A 17,029-nucleotide genomic window follows, 5' to 3' on the forward strand; every position below is an offset into this window, starting at 1 on the left:
TAGCTACGCCCTGACGCCGACGGTCAATGCTCGGACGGTTGTCCAGGTCAGAGACATCAAGCCCCGTACAGCCGCGAACGAGAACGCCGTCGACCACACCGTTCTGGTCGCGGGTTCGGCAACAGGAAGGCCGGCAAAGCGATCGGCCAGCCAATCGAGGGTCAGGGGCGCACTGAGCGGATGCAGCGACAGGTGCTCGCTCAATCGATCTCGCAGGTAGGTGACGTGTGCGCCGGCTTCGAGATACCGATCGACCTGGCCGTCGACGTCGTCGACGGCAATGATCTGGTCGTGCACGGCCTGCACGACCAGCAGCGGCACCGACGGAGCAGTGCGACCGGGCTGGATGTCCTGGAACACCTGCACGATCTCGGGTAGGGCGAGTAGGTCGGCGAGCGGAATGTCGATGTAGTTGTCGAGATCGTGCCGGGCAAGCCGTCTGACGGCGCGAACGGTCGTCATCGATTCGACGGAATCGAGAATGCGCATTCCGTCCTCGCTGACGTACTGACGCACCACACGATCGAGATCGGGGTAGGTGCGTCGCAGTCCCGCGACAACAAGCGTCGGCAGAGCCGCGTGCAGCGTCGCGTTGAGCCTGGTGAACGCAGAACCCGGATCGCCGACGGGGGAGCCGAGGGCGGCACCGACGAGCTCGATCTCCGGTGCGTATTCGGGGGCCATCTCCGCGGCCCACGACGTCGCGAGCCCGCCGCCCGAATATCCCCACAATGCGACGGGTGTGCTCTCGTGCAGTTCCAACGACTCGAACGACAGCGCCGCGCGGATCGCGTCGAGTGTGCAGAATCCTGGTTCCTGCGGCGACCCCCAATGTCCGTCCGGTCCCTCGTGGTCGGGGATCGAGATGGTCCATCCGCGGCGCAGGGCATGCAGAACCAGCAGAAACTCGAACTGAGGAACTGCGCCGAGGGCCTTCGAGCCGCGTCGAAGCGCGTAGGACGGAAAGCACGAGGACGCGACGCCGTCGATGGCGCACTGGTACGAGAGCAACACCGGTTCGGCATTCTGCGGCCGCAGCACCGTCGTCACACTGGCCTGCGGTACACCGCCAAGATCAGCGGTGCGGTACAGCAGCTGCCATGCGTCGACTCGCTGTCGCACGTGGCCGAACATCGCGACCTCGACAGGCCTCACCTTGAGAATCGTCCCCGGTAGAGCTGCTTCGTAACCCTCGGGCGCGGCGTAGAACGGGTCGTTCTCAGGCCTGGTTGCATCCTCGCAGCTCGGCCATGGTTCCACCGGCCAGGACTGTTCGTCCGCCATCGATCTGTCGACGCTCATATCCCACCGCTTCTTGTCCGAGTCTCTTCGTCACACTAACTTGCCCTGAACGGCCCCGTTTCATGCAGCCTGCTGCCAGTTGGTGATCAGAACGTCGGTCGCGTAGCTCAGGTCGAGGCCTTCCCCGCCCCAGTTCGGGACAATGGCGTCGGGTTCGATGTGCTGATATTGCCGCCGGAGGACCTCCGTGTCTCTGGACAGCGCCGGCGCATGAACCATCTCTGCTCCCGATGGGTGCCGGAACGTGAATCGTTGGTGGCCGAGGGATTCGATGAGGAAGTAGCCGTCGTGCAGTGCTCGATGGTGTTCGCCGCACAGCAGGACCAAGTTGTCGAGCGAGGTCGCGCCTCCCCGCGAGCGGTAGGTGACGTGGTGAGCATGCAGAAATCGGGTGCGCCTGCACCCGGGCACCGAGCAGCATCGATCGCGAATGATCAACTGACGCAACTGGGTTCGACTCGGAGCTTTGGCCGTGGTACTCCACCGCACAGTTTTTCCCAACCGGCCGTGACCGACGACTCGCATGACCGACGAACACAACACCTGAGCGAGAGTTTCGTCGTCCAGACCAGGTCCGTCGTCGAAATGAGCATGATCGCACCCTGCTTCGGTGCTGTCTCCGAGGTGGACCAACACGTCCGCGGCAGGTGAGACGACCGGAGAATCGATGGCGTCACACACCATCTCCGCCATTGCGACGAGCGCAGGAACGGGGTTCGGCGGTGCCGGGGCCGACCGGTCACCCTCGGATTCCACCTCCGTGCGAGTGCGCTCGTACTCGGCCCTGGTCACGGCGGCCAGAAATCGCTTGCCGTCCTCGGGCCGAAAGCGCGCCGTCACCACGAGCGAGCCGTCCTCGTCGTCCCAGCGCCACCGTCCCACACACGGATCGAGGTCGACACCGTTGCCCCTGGTCGGCCGCATCGCCTTCTTCAGACCACGGCAGAGACGTTCTATGTGCGCGGCGGGTGCATCGAGCGCCTTCTGCAACAGTGACGCTTCGTTGTCGGCTGTTGCGACACGGGTCATCGCGCGCACCTTCGAATACGACACCGCGCCGCTCAGGTACGCAGAGGTGATCAGGGGCAGCTCTCGCATCGCCTTGGCCACCCGTACCTGCTCACGGGCAGTGTGCAGATCGACTCCCGCGCGCCAGGACAACCAGTGCGCACAGGACCTCGTCTCCCACGCGGCCCACCCGCGTCGAGCATCGAACTCACCGACCAGGATCAGATACTGCGCAGATGCAGCCGCGATCTGGCCCGCCAGCGCGCATATCTCCGTCTCGATGTCTGCAGTCTCGACCATGAATGCCCCCACTCGTCGAATGTATGTTCGGCGACAGTACGACGAGGCACCGACAAGAACGGCGGGAGACCGACGCACCCGTCCCCGCGGGGACGTCGTCGGGGTTGCTTTCTCGCCCACGGGCCCGATACTGAGCATCAGATGCTGGATCCGACGGAAAGTGGGTGTGGCCATGAGCGGTTCGGACACCTGGGGCATCCCCAGCACAGACTTTCTCCGCTGGTACCTGCTCGCGGCAGTTCTCGCGATACTCCTGACGATGGCGGGGAACTGGATAGCCGCTCACCGATCGACCCCGGTGACGTCGGCAGGCCGCGTGCTCACACCACCCGAAGTAGGTGTGCTCACCAGCGACTCTCAGGCAGTGATGGCATCGTTGGCCATACTTCGCGGTGCCGAGATCATCGACTCGCAAGGAAGAAAGCGCCGCGAGCTGAGCGCCATCGAGCGGTCACAGCTGGACTGGTTCACCCGCACCGTTCTCGAACGCCTCGGTAGCGGTAAAGCACCCCTGGTTCGCTCCCGACTGGTGGCGAACATGTCGGGCACATGCGCGCAACTGCGGAGCACTCTCGTCGACGAGGGTCTGCTGCACGGCGCACGCGGCTCCGCTGTCACACGGGTATTCCCGGTGGTCTTCGTCATCGCAGTCGGAATTGCCCGCATCGTCGCCGGCACCGCGAACGGCAAGCCCGTCTGGTTTCTCGTCGCGATCGTGTTCGTCCTGTTCGCGGCCGTGCCGGTTCTGCTTCGTCGACGCCGTCGGACAGCCGCGGGAGATACCGAACTACGCCGGCTCCGCGCCGAGAACGATTACCTCTCACCCCGCGCGCGACCGTCCTTCACCGCATACGGGCCGACTCGCGCTGGAATGTCGGCAGCCATCTTCGGAGCAGGCGCCCTGCTGATGCTCGATCCAGCGATGGCCGGTGCGCTCAGCTACGGCACCGCTCAGGCCGGTGGGGCCGCGTCGTTCGGCTTCGGCGGCGACAGCGGTGGCAGCGGAGGCGACGGCGGCAGCAGCAGTTGCGGTGGCGGCGGTGGGGGATGCGGCGGCGGAGGTTGTGGAGGTTGAACGTCGACGCAGTGCCCGTGGGGCTCGGAATCGGTTGGCGCTCGGAGATATCCGGCATCGTCTCGGAACTGCCGGGGCTGGCGTTCTGCGAGGTCATCGCCGAATCGATCGGTGAGCAGGCACCCGATCGCCTCGTCGCATTGGGAGTTCCCGTCGTCGCGCACGGAATCTCGTTGTCGTTGGGCGGTGCGGAGCCGGTGGAGCAGCACCGTATCGACCGACTGGCACGAGTCGCCTCGATGCTCGGATCCCCACTGGTGAGCGAGCACATCGCCTTCGTCCGCGCCGACGGCATCGAGGCCGGTCATCTGCTTCCGGTGCCGCGCACCCACGAAGCCCTGACGGCGCTCGCGCGAAACATCGCACGAACGCAGGATGTTGTGCCGGTTCCACTGGCGGTGGAAAACATTGCAGCCCTGTTCGATTGGCCGGAAGACCAGTTGACCGAGAGTGAGTTCCTGGCAGAACTCGTCGAGCGGACCGGCGTGAGCCTGGTGCTCGACATCGCCAACGTGTACGCGAACGCACTCAATCGGGGCCGCGACCCGTGGACCGAACTCGAACGCCTGCCGCTGGATCGAATTGCTTACTGCCACATCGCCGGTGGCACGGTCCGCGGCGGCATCTATCACGACACCCACACTGAGCCGGTGCCCGACGAAGTCCTCGAACTACTACGAACCTTTGCGACGGCTGGGCATCGCACGCCCCTGATGCTCGAACGCGACGGTCACTATCCACCCGAGGCCGAGCTTCTCGCAGAACTGGATTCGATCGCGGATGCCGCGGGACTCGATCGCATCACCGGGGTACGGACGTCCGGGTACACGAGGTGAACGACGACCTGGCTCGCCGTCAAGAAGAGTTGGTGCGCGCTCTCGTGGCAGGTGGGCCACTGCCCGCCGAATTCGATTCTGCGACAGTGGACACTGTCCGAGCGGCTTTGCTGAACAAGCGAGCGGCCGAGATCGCGGCACGCTATCCGGCACTGCCCTCGGCGTTGGGCGACCGATACGAAATGCTGTTCCGCCGATGGGCGTCGAGCCGCCCCAAGGTGTCGACGGCCGAGGATGCCGAGGCCTTCTACCGAGCCATGGAACAGGAAGGGGAACTCGCCGCCACACATCCGGGACGGGTCGGGCAGCGAATGCCATACATGGCCGACGCACCCAACCCGCTCGCGCGCTTTCGCAGTCCGCTGCGCAGCACGTGGTTGACGTCGGTGTTCGGCGCGGTGCTGCTCGTTGCGCTGCCGATCGTGATTCTGACGGGCCTGCTGTCCTACAGTGCCTACGGGCCGCAATTCGGCCAAGCCAGACCAGGTGCCGTCGGGTGGTTGCGTTTACCGTTCTTCGACTGGCCGACGAACCCGGCCTGGCTGTACCAGCTGACGCAGGGCCTGCACGTCGGGCTGGGCCTGATCATCGTCCCGCTCGTGATCGCCAAGCTCTGGTCGGTGATGCCCAAGCTCGTCGAACTGCCGCCGGTGCGGTCGCCGGCACATGCACTCGAGCGACTGTCGCTGCTGGCACTCGTCGGAGGTCTGCTGTTCGAGATCGTGACCGGCGTGCTGAACATCCAGTACGACTACGTGTTCGGCTTCGACTTCTACGCCGCTCACTACTTCGGTGCCTGGGTTTTCATCGCCGGATTCCTGGTGCACCTCGGCCTCAAGGTGCCGCTGATGTGGCGGACCCTTCGATCGGAATCGTTGATGGACGTCCTGCGCGCCCGCAACGAAGCGCCGAGCCGGCCACACCAGACCATGAGCCGACGCGGTGCGCTCGGATTGGTCGCCGCCGGAATGGGTTTCGTGGCCGTGTTGACGGTGGGGCAGACCGTCGGCGGCGTCCTACGCAAGGCAGCAATTCTCCTTCCGCGGGGACGTTCGTACGGCGACGGGCCCAACGACTTTCAGATCAATCGCACTGCCGAGGCGGCCGGGGTCACCGAAGAACAGACGGGCGCAGACTGGACACTGTCCGTCGAAAGTACTTCGGAGAACATGGAACCGGTGGTTCTCTCCCGCGGCAGGCTGCTGTCGATGACTCAGCACACCGCCGAACTTCCCATCGCCTGTGTCGAAGGATGGTCGACCACGCAGAGTTGGACGGGCGTTCCGTTGGCCGAACTCGCAGCATTGGCAGGTGTACCCGCACCCAGGTCCGCGGAAGTCATCTCGATAGAACAGGGTGGCCCATTCGGTCGTGCTGTGCTGCAGGGTAATCAAGCGCTCCATCCCGATTCACTGTTGGCATTGAAAGTCAACGGCGTCGATCTCTCGCTCGATCACGGCTACCCGGCACGCGTCATCGTTCCCGCGCTTCCCGGTGTGCACAACACCAAGTGGGTGGCGCGCATCGTGTTCCGTTCGTGACTTTGCAAAACCGCCCGGATGGTCGAGAATCTTTCATCGGTGGCCCGCGGGGCTGCCGACGAAGGAATGCTCCTTCGCCTGGACGAGTCCAAAAGGTCATGCCACGATGCACGCACTATCTCGAGGCCTTCTCGCCGCGGGTGCAGCCCTCACGCTGATGCTCGCCGCGGGCTGTTCGTCGTCCGACGCCGGCACCGCCGTTGCCGCAGACACCACCGCCTCCAGCAGCTCCGCAGCCCCCACCACCACCGACAACGTGTCCGGACAGGAAGGCATCGACGCCGGTGGCTCCACCGACATCGACGTCGAGATCGGCCAGTGCGTCAAGCTCGGTGGCACGATGACGGCCGCCGAAATCGACAACGCCGAATGCGGCAGCATGGAGTCCAACTACAAGGTCATCGCCAAAGCCGCAGAGAACGAGCAGTGCCCCACCGACGTCAACCAGACGTACTACGAGACTCTGAACGGTGTCGAGCAGGGCGCACTGTGCCTCGACGTCGACTGGGTGATCGACGGCTGCATGAGCGTGCCGAGTACCGGAATGGACGAGCCCGCCCGAGTCGATTGCGCAGACCCCAGCGCGACGAGCGTCGAGAAGGTCACCGAGATCAAGACCGGTACCGCGGACCCCAACGACTGCCCCGAAGGCGGATTCGCCTACGAAGCACGGCAATTCGTCGTCTGCACCACGACGGTGGCCTAGCCTCGAGTCGCCGTCATCATCTGCGTGACGTACCGATAATCCAGGTGGCCGTGGCTGTCGATAGCCGCATGAACCGCTCGGAGCACTTCCTGCCGACGTGTGTCGGTGAGAATCAGGTGACTCGAGTACGTCGCGGCCATCGCGCAGAATTCGTCTGCGGAGTAACGCTGAACCCACTCGTACGTCGACGTGGACCAGGGGCCGAAGCCGGCCGCGCGGGGTACCGCGGTCTCGGATTGCACGCCGAGGGAGTGCGCCAACAGCGGTGCGGCGTCCGGCTCGGTGGCGATGTACGCAGCCCGTACCGACTCCCACACCGGTCCGTCGAGCTGACCGGGCATGTTCCACCACAACCGAAGTGATCCCCCGGGGACCAACGCACGAGCCGCCACCGCGGCTCCTCGATCGGGGTCCACCCAGTGCCACGCTTGAGCGGCCACGACGACATCGAACGATGACGGCGCGCAGACGAAATCCTCGAACCGGGAGACCTGAACATCGACGTCCATGTTCTCGGTGCGGCGTCGGATCACCTCGGCCATACCCGAATCCGGCTCGACGGCAACCACCGAAGCGCCGCGTTCGGCCAACGCGACGGTGGCTTTTCCGGTGCCGGCTCCCGCTTCCAACACGCGGGTCGCACCGCCGGCAAGAACATCCGTGTACAGCGCCGCCGGGTATCCAGGGCGAGCCCGGTCGTACTCCTCGGCGACTCTGCCGAAGCTCAATCCGCGGGGTCGTTCCGGCTCGTCCGTCACGTTAGCCAGAGTACCGATTATTCGGGACTACCGATGTTCGGCCGATTCCAGTTGCGACCGCAATGTGGACTCGGTGTGCCGAATCGCCTGCCCGACGACGGGCTCCACGACGGCCCCGAGAACTTTGCCGGCGATGCCCCCGGGCAGGCTGTAACGGAAGATGACATCGAGGCGGGTCCGGCCCTCATCCAGGTCCGTGAAAGACCAGGTCGATGAGTTGGACAGGCCTTCGACCGATTCGAGCGTGAGTCGCTCGTTCTCGATCCATTCGGTGACGCGCACGATCGAATTCAATGACTTGGGGCCGATCTGCATGGTTGCGTCGTACGTCGCCCCGAGACCGGAGGTGGTCTCACTCCTCGGCTCGAACCGCGTGATCCCGAACATCCACCGCGGGACGTTTCGATAGTCGTCGAGGTAGGCGAAAGCCGCGTCGCGGGGTGTCGACGCGACCGCCGAATGGTTTATCTCACGCATTCCACCGACACTAATACACGCGACGGCGTGTTACACATAGATTGACGTCGGCTTCTACCGGCGGACGTAGCCCGCCTGCTTGTCCACCACATTGACCAGGGACTCGTTCCGCCGATACCTATCGAGATTGTCCTCGAACAGCGTCCACAGCCGATCGGCGAAGTCGTCGGCGTCACCGGCCAGATGCGCCGTCAGAATTACGTTGTCGAGCTCCCACAGCGGACTCGACGCCGGAAGTGGCTCGACCTCGAAGACATCCAACACAGCCCATCCGATCGCCCCGGAATCCAACGCCTCACACAAGGCCTGTTCGTCGACAACGGGCCCACGAGCGATGTTGACCAGCCCCGCGTCGTGACGCATTGCCCCGAGGACCTCCGCATCCACGAGACCGCGAGTCTTTTCGGTCAGCGGCGCTGCCAGCACCACCACGTCGTATTCACCTGCGTAGGCGGGTAACTCGTCCACCGAACGAATTCTCTCGAACTCCGCATCGCCCGGTCGCTCGGATGTGCCGGCCGCCTCGACACGCATGCCGAGTGCACCGAGAACGCGACCGATGGCGCGGCCGATCGAACCCGGACCGACGACCAGCACCCTTCGATTGTGGATTCCACTGGTGAGGCGATGCTCCCAGACCCGTTCGCGTTGCCGCCGAAGCGCTTCGGGCAGCTTCTTCATCGACGCCAGAACGCCCGCAGCGACGTACTCGGCGATCGCACGGTCGAGAATGCCGCCGGAGTTGGTCAGTACCCACGGACTGTCCCGCAGCACCGGATCCAGCACCCGATCGACCCCGGCGCTCGACACATGAATCCAGCGAAGCTTGTCGGCGTGCGGCCACACATTCTGCAGGTCGACTGCCTCGAACGTGCGAAACAGTAGAACCTCCGCCCACGACACCGCATCGACGAGTTCGGGGATCGTGCAGCTCCGGAAGTGGACTCCGCCAATCGACGGGAAGGCCTTTCGGTCCGAATCACTCTCGACCACGAGCACATTGATCACGGGACAAAGATAGCCTCTGGTCCATGAGCGAGAATCGGGACCGGATGTTGCGCGGCGAACTCTATCGAGACAATGATCCCGACTTGGTGGCGTCTCGGGTGTCGTGTGGAAAGCTGCTCGACAGATTCAACGCAACCGAGGCAGACCAGGACGCAGAAAGACGTGAACTGCTCGGCGACCTACTCGGTTCCATCGGAGCGGACTCGTGGATCATGCCACGATTCCAATGCGACTACGGCACATACATTTCCATCGGGTCCAACAGCTTTCTGAACTACGACGCTATTCTGTTGGACTGTGCACCGATCACGATCGGGAACGACGTCTCGATCGGTCCACGGGCCCAGCTACTGACGGCGCTGCATCCCATGGAGGACCACGATGCTCGTCGATCTCGTTGGGAGAGCGCCTTTCCCATCACTATCGGAGACAATGTCTGGCTCGGCGGAGGCGTCATCGTCTGTCCCGGAGTGACGATCGGAGAGAACTCGGTGATCGGAGCCGGAAGTGTCGTCACCCGCGACGTACCGCCGCATACGTTCGCTGCAGGGAACCCGTGTCGGGCGATCCGCGCACTACCGTGAGATCACCGAGTTCAGGATTCTGTCGGAGTCACGAACCAGCGTGCCGACTGCCATTCGCGCGCCCCACCACATCCCCAGCCAGCCGATCGCTACGGCCACCAGGATGGACAGATACGCCCACGCTCCCGGAAGGAGCAGTGCGAGAAGCAGTGCGGGCACGACCGACACGGCCAGGACCACTATCCCGAGGATGAGGAATACGAATGCATTTCCGGTGAACGACCCCCGTGTGTTCATCGAGAACGACTTCGTAGCTTCGGGCACCGGGTAGGCACCGCGTACGGAGTTCACGGCGGTCAGACCGGCGCTGACTCCGAGCATCGAGATCGTCACGGCGACAGGGATCTCCCATCGGTCGAGCCCTAGATCTCCGAACACTCGAACCACCAGGACCGGCACGATCGCGAAGGGAGTAGCGACCAGCAACCACGCGATCTGCCGACCACGGATGTCGTCGGGGAGAGCCTCCGGAATCATCACCAGGTGCCACATCGAACCACCGTCGAGACCGTACGAATTCGATCCCGCACCCATCGCCATGAAGATCGCGATCCACGCACCCCAGGCTGCGCTGAACGGAATCGAGTCGGTCACCAGCGGGCCGATGCCGGCCAGCACTGCGAAAATCAGCACCGACAGCAGCTGACTCCGACGACGCATGTCACCGCGCCACAGAGACAGCTCTCGCGTCACTACCGCGCCGACGCGCGTTGCCCGCCACCCTGTTGCACCGTCGCGGCCCTTCTCTGCAGTCTGCTTACGGGTCGATCCCGACGACGTCGAGACTCGCCCCTCGAAGTGGCGTAGAACCAGTCGCTGCCAGGCCCACACCAGTGTGACGTCCAGCAGCAGCAATCCCACCACCGCGCCGATCGCCAACAGCCAATTGCCCTCCAGCACAGCATCGACGCCGGTGATACCCCAGCCGAAGGGAATCGAATGGGCCAGTGTCAGCGGCCACGTCACCTCACCCGACAGCACACGATCCAGATTCTGCGTGATGGGGAACTGCAGGAAGTACAGGCCTCCGAAGACAGCGCCGAACGCCAGCAACGCGAACTCGCGGCTGCGGCGACTCTTGAGTAGTTGCGACATGGCCAGCGTCACCACCCGTGACAGCGTCACGAAGAACACCACCGTCGCGGGCCAGGCCACCAGAGCCAGAGGCACTGCTGCGACCGACCGGGACGCAGCGTAAATCGGAATGGACGCCGCCGCAACGATCGTCAGCGGAACCACCATGCCGATCACCGACGTGGTCAGCAGTGCACGGGCCAGTCGCGCAGGATCGACGGACAGCAATTGGAAGTGGCGGGGCTGGATGTTGTCGTCGGAGATACCCGACAGCACCGGGAAGAGCACCCAACTCAGGCCCGTCAGGGTCAGTCCGAGGCTTGCGGTGCCGCCCACCAATACCTGCGATGCGTCGGTTCGGGCCGCCATCACGCATGCGAGAACCGCGAGGGCCAGCCCCAGCAACCCGAACACGGTCTTGACCACTGCTTGTCCGCCCTTGAACTGCCTGCGGTAGAGCGTGATTCGCATCTGCAGGACGGTGCGACCGACCGACTTCACGAGCGCATCCAGGACAAGCCGTCCGGGTTCTGGTCTCGGGATCCGACGAGGCGCACGAAGGCGTCGTCGAGGGTGCCACCGGCGCGGACGTCGTCGACCGTTCCCGCCGCCACGACTCGACCGCCGGTGATGACACCGACGTGGGAGCACAGCCGTTCCACGAGGGCCATGACGTGACTGGACAGGATCACCGAGCCACCGGAGCGAACGAACTGAATCAGGATGTTGCGGATCGTCGTGGACGAGATGGGATCGACGGCTTCGAAGGGCTCGTCCAACACCAAGAGGCGAGGCCCGTGCAACAGCGCCGAGGCCAATCCGATCTTCTTGGTCATTCCGGCGGAATAGTCGGCGATGACGGTTCCGCCTGCATCGGCGAGACCCAACGCGTTCAGCAGCTCGTCGCGACGCTGCGCGATGACGTCCTCCGGCATCGCGCGCAGTCGACCCATATAGGTCAGGAGCTCGTGGCCGGTGAACTGGGAAGGCAATGCCAGTCCGTCGGGTAGCACGCCGAGCAGCTCCTTCGCCGCGATCGGATCGGCCCAGACGTCACGCCCGAAAACGAGGCTTCGGCCGTACTGCGGTCTGAGCAGCCCGACCGCCATGGACAGACAGGTCGTCTTACCAGCACCGTTGGGGCCGACCAACCCGAACATCGACCCGGGCGGAACCATCAACGACAGGTCGTCGACCGCAATCTTGGGGCCAAAGGCCATGCACATGTGCTCGAGCAGCAAAGCGGGAGGATTCGTTTGCACGGGTAACAGACTAGCCGGTATGGGCGGTTTCGTCATGCGCTGCGAACCGACTGCACCGGTACCATCTGGGCATGAATCGCACCGCAGTGGTCACCGGAGCTTCGTCGGGCATCGGAAGGGCCGTCGCGTCGGCGCTGGTCGCCCGCGGCTACCGAGTTATCGGCACTTCTCGGAATCCGGATTCGATGACCTCCGATCAACGGGCAGCAGGCGTCGAGTACCGCGCTCTCGATCTCACCGATTCCGCGTCGATCACCGCATTCGTGACCGAGCTCGGTGCCGTCGATGTTCTGGTCAACAATGCCGGAGAGAGCCAGTCCGGGCCCTTCGAGGAACTGCCGACCGACGCCATCGAGCGATTGTTCCAATTGAACGTCTTCGGCGCAGTGACGCTGTCGCAGAACGTCATTCCCGGCATGCGTGAGCGCGGGTACGGCCGCATCGTCATGGTCGGGTCGATGCTGGCGAGCTTTCCGCTCGCCTACCGCTCCTCGTACGCGTCGACGAAAGCAGCCATCAAGGGCTTCTCCGACGCCGCGCGGCTGGAACTCTCTCCGTTCGGCGTCTGGATGACCACCGTCGAACCGGGATCGATCAACACCGGAATCAGCGAACGACGCACCAAGTACATCGCAGCGGATTCGGTCCACCGAGACGACTTCCACACAGCGATCTCGTCACTGGATCGTAAGGAGGGAACCGGAATCTCCGCCGAGGACGTCGCCGAAGTAGTACTGAAGGCCATCGAGGCCGACAAGCCGAAACCCTTGTACGCCAGAGGAAGCAACGCACCGGTCGTGTTTCTGGCGCGACGGTTGCTGCCGGCGACATTCATGGAGAAGACGATTGCGAAGATGTTCGGGCTGAAGAGATAGTTTGAACCCCTGACCTGGTGGAATACAGCCGGGTGATAGAAACTCTGGGCCTGGTCCTGGCTGCTACGGGTCTGATCGTCGCCGCGCAGGTGATCTCGAATAAGACGGCGCTGCCCGCGGCAGCGTTGTTGACCTTGGCCGGCCTGGCCGTCTCGGCGTCGGCGTTGCCCGACATCGTTCTCGACCCCGAAGTCGTGCTTACTCTGGTGATTCCGCCGCTGCTCTACAGCGCCGCGCTGAACTCCTCGTTGATTGCGATCCGCCGCAACGTCTGGACGATCCTGAGTCTGTCGGTCGCCCTCGTGGTGGCCACGGCTGCCCTCGTGGGCGTCGGCATGTGGTTGCTCGTTCCGGGCATCACCCTGGCCGCCGGTATGGCGCTCGGTGCCGCGGTTGCGCCGCCGGACCCGGTCGCCGCCCTTGCGGTGGGTCGTCGCGCCGGTATCCCACCGAAACTCGTCACCCTCATCGAAGGTGAGGGACTGCTGAACGACGCGACGGCGCTGACGATGCTGACCGTTGCGATCGCCGCGATATCCAGTCAGGACATGACCTTCGTCCACGCGGGTGGGTTGTTCGTGTTGGCGGCGGCCGGCGGAATCGTCGTCGGATTGGTCGTCGCCCTGCTGATTCGCCTCGTACAGCGCTACGTTCACGATTCGCTGCTGCTCAACATCGTGTCGCTGGCGACGCCGTTCGTGGCGTACCTGGCGGCAGAGGAAGTTCACGCCTCGGGTGTTCTCGCCGTGGTCGTCGCGGCTCTGGTGATCGGGCACCACACCCGCCACGCCATCTCCGGGGCCAGCCGACTGCAGACCAGCGCCGTGTGGCGACTGATAGATCTGCTGCTCGAGGGCTTCGTATTTCTGCTCATCGGTGAGCAACTGCCCACCGTGGTCGGCGGCCTCTCGGCCTACTCGGGAACGACCATCGCTCTCGCGGTCACGGTCACTCTGGCCGGCGTGCTCCTACTGCGTCCGCTGTGGTTGCTCACGACCGGGCTGTCCCCACGCGAGGCGGTGGTGATGAGCTGGGCCGGCACCCGCGGCGTCATCACCGTCGCCGCGGTGTTCACGCTCCCTCTGACGATCGACTCGGGCGAGCCGTTCGAGAGCCGAGACCTGTTGCTGTTCTGCGCATTTCTCGTCGTGCTGGTGACGGTCGTTGGACAGGGCCTCACGTTCGCTCCACTGGTCCGCAAGCTGAACGTCGTCGCGGACCCCGCCGCAGAGGCGCGTCTGCGAAACGAAGCACGTGAGGGATCGGCCAAAGCTGCACTGTCACAGCTCGATCGCATCGCCGACGAAGAGAACCTCGACGACGAAGGCCGGGAGATCCTGCGGAGCGAACTCGAGCATCGCATCGACCGGTACCACCGTCGACTCGATCATCTCGACGAGACGGACGTCGGCGACGCGGTCATCTCACCGGAACAGATTGCCGCGATGAGTACGCGCCGCCGAATCCTCGATGTGGAGCGAGAGGAGTTGCTCTGCTGGCGCGATGCCGGCCGGCTACCGGACAACAGCATGCGCAGCCTCGAACACGAACTCGACCACGAGGAGCATTCGTTCCGCCCACACCGAGAGACCGATTAACCGGCGATCGCGGCGTGCATCTCCCAGACGATCACTTCGGCGCCACTGGAAGTGCTCAGTTTCTGACCGCCGCCTCCGCTGACGCGCACGGCGTCGCCCTGCGCGAGGGGTCCGACTCCCTCGAGCATCGTCTCACCCTCGGCCACGAAGATATGCACGAACGGTGCATCGGGAATCTGCACCGGAGCCTGCCCGGGCTGTAGGCGCGCCACGTGCATGGCGGCGTACTTGTTCTTGATGCGAATGGCGGCGTGATCAGCGTGGTCGGGCATGCCGGATGCGACGGGAACCAGTCCACCGCTGAGCAATTCGTTGTCGATCTCGAGCTGTTCGTAGCCCGGGGCGATGCCCTGCTCGTCGGGCACGACCCACATCTGGACGAAGCGAACAGGATCGCCGTGCTTGCCCGAGTACGAGCCGGCAGTATCGCCGAGTCGCCACGAATCGTTCTTCTCCGAGTGGAGAATTCCGGTGCCCGCACTCATGCGTTGCGCGAGGCCGGGGTAGATGACTCCGGAGTGGCCCATCGAATCCTGGTGCACCAGCGATCCCTGCAGAACCCAGGTGATGATCTCCATGTCGCGGTGCGGGTGGGTATCGAATCCCATTCCCGGGGTGACGATGTCGTCGTTGTTGACCATGAGGACGCCGTGGTGGGTGTTACCGCGATCGAAGTGGTTGCCGAACGAGAAGGAATGCTTGGAGTCCAGCCAGCCGATCTTGGTCTTGAATCGGTCGTCGGCGCGGCGGAGGTCGAGTGTGGTTGCTGCAGAGGTCATGTCATTGCCTCGAATCTCGAAAGTAGGTGTGTTCTCAGAGAACGTGCGAGCCGTACATCTCACCGAGCGGATCGGCGATCAGTTCGAGCCGTGCGCCGTCGGGATCGCGGAAGTAGAGCGAGACCTCGCTGTGCTCGATCAATTCGATTCCCGCGTCGATCAGCTTGGTGCGCAGGTGCTCCCAGCGGGTGGGCTCGACACTGATGGCCACGTGATGCAGGCCGCCCAGCACCTCCGCGTACGGACCGACGTCGAGTCCGGGGAAGTCGAAGAAGGCCAGCAGGTTGCTGTTGCCGATGTCGAAGAAGAAGTGCGACGAACCCGGGTAGTCACGGTTCTCGATGAGCTCGGTCAGGGGAAACTCGAGCAGGTCTTGATAGAACCGCACGGTCGCCTCGACATCGCTGCTGACCAGTGCCGTGTGATGGAGTCCGCGGGCAGACGACGCCGGACGCTCACCTGCAGGCTTCATGTACTGCTGACGGATGCGGTCCCGCTGCTCGGCGTGCTCCTGCGCGCGGCGTGTCTCGTCTGCAGTCAGTTCGTTGGTTTCGGTCATCGCTTCGGCCTCCGGTCAGGTAGTTGCTTCGTCAACTACCGAGAACAGTACACCGGTTAGTTGCGTTGTCAACTAGCATGGGGGCATGGACTCACCACGGTGGCTCGGTGCCGACGAACAGCAGGCCTGGCGCGCATACCTCGATGCGACGCGGCTGCTGCTTCGCGACCTCGACAATCAACTCACACGCGACTCCGGGATCTCCTTCACCGACTTCGAGCTGTTGGTCGTACTGTCCGAGGCACCCGACCGTCGCCGACGAATGAGCGAACTGGCCGACGCCGTCACCACGACTCGTAGCGGCGTCACCAGAGCCATCAGCCGACTCGTCGACAACGGCTGGGTCACACGCGTCAAATGCGACGACGACAAGCGCGGAATGTCCGCCGAACTCACCGAAGCGGGCATGAACACGCTCGCCGCCGCCAGCCCGGGACACGTCGAGGCAGTACGAGAGAAAATGTTCGATCTGGTGGACCCGAACGATCTCGCGGCTCTGACGCGGACTTTCACGGCGATGCGGAACCACGCATCGTGACCGTGACTCACATACCCGGTGCGCAACGCCATCACTGGTGGAACGAATGGCTCGATTCCAAGCAGTCGTTTCCCGCCACCGGCAATTACGACCTGGCGGCCAATGCGCACGGGCTACTGATGGTGCACAACGAGGACACGGTGTTTCCCGGCGAAGGGTTCGACTCCCATCAGCACGAGAACATGGAGATCGTCACGTGGGTGTTGGAAGGGACGCTGAAACATACTGACTCCGAGGGTAATTCGGGGCTGATCTACCCCGGCCTCGTTCAACGCATGAGTGCCGGAACCGGAATTCGGCACACCGAGACCAATGCATCGAGCCGGTCCAGCCGAGAAAAGCTGCGCGTGGTGCAGATGTGGATCCCACCCGACACCGATGGAACCGATCCCTCCTACGAAGAGCTGGACGTACAGGACCAGCTGGCGAACGGCGAGCTGGTTCCGGTGGCGTCCGGCATGCCGGGCCGCGGCGGCGTTCGGATCGGCAACCGCTACGCGACGCTGCATGCCGCCCGACTCGCACCGGGGGAGTCCGTCACCGTCCCTGACGCGCCGTACGGTCACGTCTTCGTCGCCGACGGTTCCGCAGTGTTCGAGACCGTCGGAGACGTTGCCCAGGGTGACGCGGTCCGACTCACCGCCGCCGGAGGTCACCGTGTGACAGCATCGACGGCGAGCGAAATTTTGATCTGGGAAATGCACGCCGGCTTCGCCTGACCGAGTTCTTCTGACACAGGGAGATTCACC

The 17,029-nt window shown here is 64.1% G+C and carries 18 protein-coding genes; 9 read left to right on the forward strand and 9 right to left on the reverse strand.

Annotated elements, in window-relative coordinates:
• Nucleotides 1-3 precede the first annotated feature (3 nt).
• Together CH285_RS24815 and CH285_RS24820 are read right to left on the reverse strand one after the other, a co-directional pair.
• The gene (locus CH285_RS24815; protein WP_094644093.1) at nucleotides 4-1,302 is read right to left on the reverse strand and encodes a lipase family protein; all 1,299 of its coding nucleotides are present in this window, start codon (nucleotides 1,300-1,302) and stop codon (nucleotides 4-6) included.
• 60 nt (nucleotides 1,303-1,362) lie between these two features.
• A complete protein-coding gene (locus CH285_RS24820) occupies nucleotides 1,363-2,610 on the reverse strand; it encodes an HNH endonuclease signature motif containing protein (protein WP_179271320.1) in 1,248 nt (415 codons plus the stop codon).
• 172 nt (nucleotides 2,611-2,782) lie between these two features.
• Here CH285_RS24820 and CH285_RS24825 point away from each other — a divergent pair, with 172 nt between their 5' ends.
• The 4 genes from CH285_RS24825 to lppU all read left to right on the forward strand — a co-directional run bounded on the left by CH285_RS24825 (nucleotide 2,783) and on the right by lppU (nucleotide 6,768).
• Nucleotides 2,783-3,685 (forward strand): TIGR04222 domain-containing membrane protein, encoded by a 903-nt coding sequence (locus CH285_RS24825; RefSeq protein WP_094644128.1) that lies wholly within the window; start codon nucleotides 2,783-2,785, stop codon nucleotides 3,683-3,685.
• Entirely contained in the window at nucleotides 3,658-4,521 is an 864-nt protein-coding gene (locus tag CH285_RS24830; RefSeq protein WP_094644095.1) for a DUF692 domain-containing protein, read from the forward strand. Before CH285_RS24825 ends, CH285_RS24830 begins: the two co-directional genes overlap by 28 nt.
• A gap of 311 nt (nucleotides 4,522-4,832) precedes the next feature.
• Nucleotides 4,833-6,062: a molybdopterin-dependent oxidoreductase gene (locus CH285_RS24835; RefSeq protein WP_094644129.1), complete on the forward strand. Its 1,230-nt coding sequence runs from the start codon at nucleotides 4,833-4,835 to the stop codon at nucleotides 6,060-6,062.
• Between the two features lie 106 nt (nucleotides 6,063-6,168).
• Nucleotides 6,169-6,768, forward strand: a complete 600-nt coding sequence (lppU, locus tag CH285_RS24840; protein WP_032367706.1) for an LppU family putative lipoprotein — start codon at nucleotides 6,169-6,171, stop codon at nucleotides 6,766-6,768.
• Here lppU and CH285_RS24845 read toward each other — a convergent pair.
• The 3 genes from CH285_RS24845 to CH285_RS24855 are packed head-to-tail and all read right to left on the reverse strand — an operon-like array spanning nucleotide 6,765 to nucleotide 9,011.
• Entirely contained in the window at nucleotides 6,765-7,526 is a 762-nt protein-coding gene (locus tag CH285_RS24845; RefSeq protein ID WP_052718676.1) for a class I SAM-dependent methyltransferase, read from the reverse strand. The two genes, lppU and CH285_RS24845, sit on opposite strands and share 4 nt — an antisense overlap.
• Nucleotides 7,527-7,553: 27 nt before the next feature.
• Nucleotides 7,554-8,003: an SRPBCC family protein gene (locus CH285_RS24850; RefSeq protein WP_027495118.1), complete on the reverse strand. Its 450-nt coding sequence runs from the start codon at nucleotides 8,001-8,003 to the stop codon at nucleotides 7,554-7,556.
• 54 nt (nucleotides 8,004-8,057) lie between these two features.
• Nucleotides 8,058-9,011 carry a D-2-hydroxyacid dehydrogenase gene (locus tag CH285_RS24855; RefSeq protein ID WP_094644096.1) on the reverse strand — a complete coding sequence of 318 codons (954 nt, stop codon included), beginning with the start codon at nucleotides 9,009-9,011 and terminating at the stop codon, nucleotides 8,058-8,060.
• Between the two features lie 23 nt (nucleotides 9,012-9,034).
• On the opposite strand from CH285_RS24855, the gene CH285_RS24860 reads away from it, so the two are divergent.
• Nucleotides 9,035-9,595: a sugar O-acetyltransferase gene (locus tag CH285_RS24860; protein ID WP_094644097.1), complete on the forward strand. Its 561-nt coding sequence runs from the start codon at nucleotides 9,035-9,037 to the stop codon at nucleotides 9,593-9,595.
• Here the strand turns inward: CH285_RS24860 and CH285_RS24865 are convergent.
• Together CH285_RS24865 and CH285_RS24870 are read right to left on the reverse strand one after the other, a co-directional pair.
• A complete protein-coding gene (locus tag CH285_RS24865) occupies nucleotides 9,587-11,170 on the reverse strand; it encodes an ABC transporter permease (protein WP_094644098.1) in 1,584 nt (527 codons plus the stop codon). The genes CH285_RS24860 and CH285_RS24865 overlap by 9 nt on opposite strands.
• Nucleotides 11,167-11,967: an ABC transporter ATP-binding protein gene (locus tag CH285_RS24870; RefSeq protein ID WP_094644099.1), complete on the reverse strand. Its 801-nt coding sequence runs from the start codon at nucleotides 11,965-11,967 to the stop codon at nucleotides 11,167-11,169. The genes CH285_RS24865 and CH285_RS24870 overlap by 4 nt, the downstream gene beginning before the upstream one ends.
• Nucleotides 11,968-12,002: 35 nt before the next feature.
• Here CH285_RS24870 and CH285_RS24875 point away from each other — a divergent pair, with 35 nt between their 5' ends.
• Together CH285_RS24875 and CH285_RS24880 are read left to right on the forward strand one after the other, a co-directional pair.
• Nucleotides 12,003-12,806: an SDR family oxidoreductase gene (locus CH285_RS24875; protein ID WP_027495114.1), complete on the forward strand. Its 804-nt coding sequence runs from the start codon at nucleotides 12,003-12,005 to the stop codon at nucleotides 12,804-12,806.
• A 32-nt stretch (nucleotides 12,807-12,838) separates the two neighbouring features.
• Entirely contained in the window at nucleotides 12,839-14,404 is a 1,566-nt protein-coding gene (locus CH285_RS24880; protein ID WP_094644130.1) for a Na+/H+ antiporter, read from the forward strand.
• On the opposite strand, the gene CH285_RS24885 is transcribed toward CH285_RS24880, so the two are convergent.
• Nucleotides 14,401-15,183 carry a pirin family protein gene (locus tag CH285_RS24885; RefSeq protein WP_094644100.1) on the reverse strand — a complete coding sequence of 261 codons (783 nt, stop codon included), beginning with the start codon at nucleotides 15,181-15,183 and terminating at the stop codon, nucleotides 14,401-14,403. The genes CH285_RS24880 and CH285_RS24885 overlap by 4 nt on opposite strands.
• Nucleotides 15,184-15,217: 34 nt before the next feature.
• On the reverse strand, nucleotides 15,218-15,742 hold the full coding sequence (locus tag CH285_RS24890; RefSeq protein WP_027495111.1) for a VOC family protein: 525 nt from the start codon (nucleotides 15,740-15,742) through the stop codon (nucleotides 15,218-15,220).
• An 85-nt stretch (nucleotides 15,743-15,827) separates the two neighbouring features.
• Here CH285_RS24890 and CH285_RS24895 point away from each other — a divergent pair, with 85 nt between their 5' ends.
• Together CH285_RS24895 and CH285_RS24900 are read left to right on the forward strand one after the other, a co-directional pair.
• On the forward strand, nucleotides 15,828-16,280 hold the full coding sequence (locus CH285_RS24895; RefSeq protein WP_027495110.1) for a MarR family winged helix-turn-helix transcriptional regulator: 453 nt from the start codon (nucleotides 15,828-15,830) through the stop codon (nucleotides 16,278-16,280).
• Nucleotides 16,277-16,999, forward strand: a complete 723-nt coding sequence (locus tag CH285_RS24900; protein ID WP_094644101.1) for a pirin family protein — start codon at nucleotides 16,277-16,279, stop codon at nucleotides 16,997-16,999. The genes CH285_RS24895 and CH285_RS24900 overlap by 4 nt, the downstream gene beginning before the upstream one ends.
• Nucleotides 17,000-17,029 lie beyond the last annotated feature (30 nt).

This window comes from Rhodococcus sp. 05-2256-B1, assembly GCF_002258465.1.
In the GTDB taxonomy this organism is placed as follows: domain Bacteria; phylum Actinomycetota; class Actinomycetes; order Mycobacteriales; family Mycobacteriaceae; genus Rhodococcoides; species Rhodococcoides fascians.

What these genes read in the sequence shown, in the direction of transcription:
- CH285_RS24850 (WP_027495118.1), bottom strand. Translation starts at nt 8,003, where the DNA reads ATGCGTGAGATAAACCATTCGGCGGTCGCGTCGACACCCCGCGACGCG.
- CH285_RS24890 (WP_027495111.1), bottom strand. Translation starts at nt 15,742, where the DNA reads ATGACCGAAACCAACGAACTGACTGCAGACGAGACACGCCGCGCGCAG.
- CH285_RS24835 (WP_094644129.1), top strand. Translation starts at nt 4,833, where the DNA reads ATGCCATACATGGCCGACGCACCCAACCCGCTCGCGCGCTTTCGCAGT.
- CH285_RS24820 (WP_179271320.1), bottom strand. Translation starts at nt 2,610, where the DNA reads ATGGTCGAGACTGCAGACATCGAGACGGAGATATGCGCGCTGGCGGGC.
- CH285_RS24875 (WP_027495114.1), top strand. Translation starts at nt 12,003, where the DNA reads ATGAATCGCACCGCAGTGGTCACCGGAGCTTCGTCGGGCATCGGAAGG.
- CH285_RS24825 (WP_094644128.1), top strand. Translation starts at nt 2,783, where the DNA reads ATGAGCGGTTCGGACACCTGGGGCATCCCCAGCACAGACTTTCTCCGC.
- CH285_RS24870 (WP_094644099.1), bottom strand. Translation starts at nt 11,967, where the DNA reads ATGACGAAACCGCCCATACCGGCTAGTCTGTTACCCGTGCAAACGAAT.
- lppU (WP_032367706.1), top strand. Translation starts at nt 6,169, where the DNA reads ATGCACGCACTATCTCGAGGCCTTCTCGCCGCGGGTGCAGCCCTCACG.
- CH285_RS24830 (WP_094644095.1), top strand. Translation starts at nt 3,658, where the DNA reads ATGCGGCGGCGGAGGTTGTGGAGGTTGAACGTCGACGCAGTGCCCGTG.
- CH285_RS24860 (WP_094644097.1), top strand. Translation starts at nt 9,035, where the DNA reads ATGAGCGAGAATCGGGACCGGATGTTGCGCGGCGAACTCTATCGAGAC.
- CH285_RS24885 (WP_094644100.1), bottom strand. Translation starts at nt 15,183, where the DNA reads ATGACCTCTGCAGCAACCACACTCGACCTCCGCCGCGCCGACGACCGA.
- CH285_RS24815 (WP_094644093.1), bottom strand. Translation starts at nt 1,302, where the DNA reads ATGAGCGTCGACAGATCGATGGCGGACGAACAGTCCTGGCCGGTGGAA.
- CH285_RS24895 (WP_027495110.1), top strand. Translation starts at nt 15,828, where the DNA reads ATGGACTCACCACGGTGGCTCGGTGCCGACGAACAGCAGGCCTGGCGC.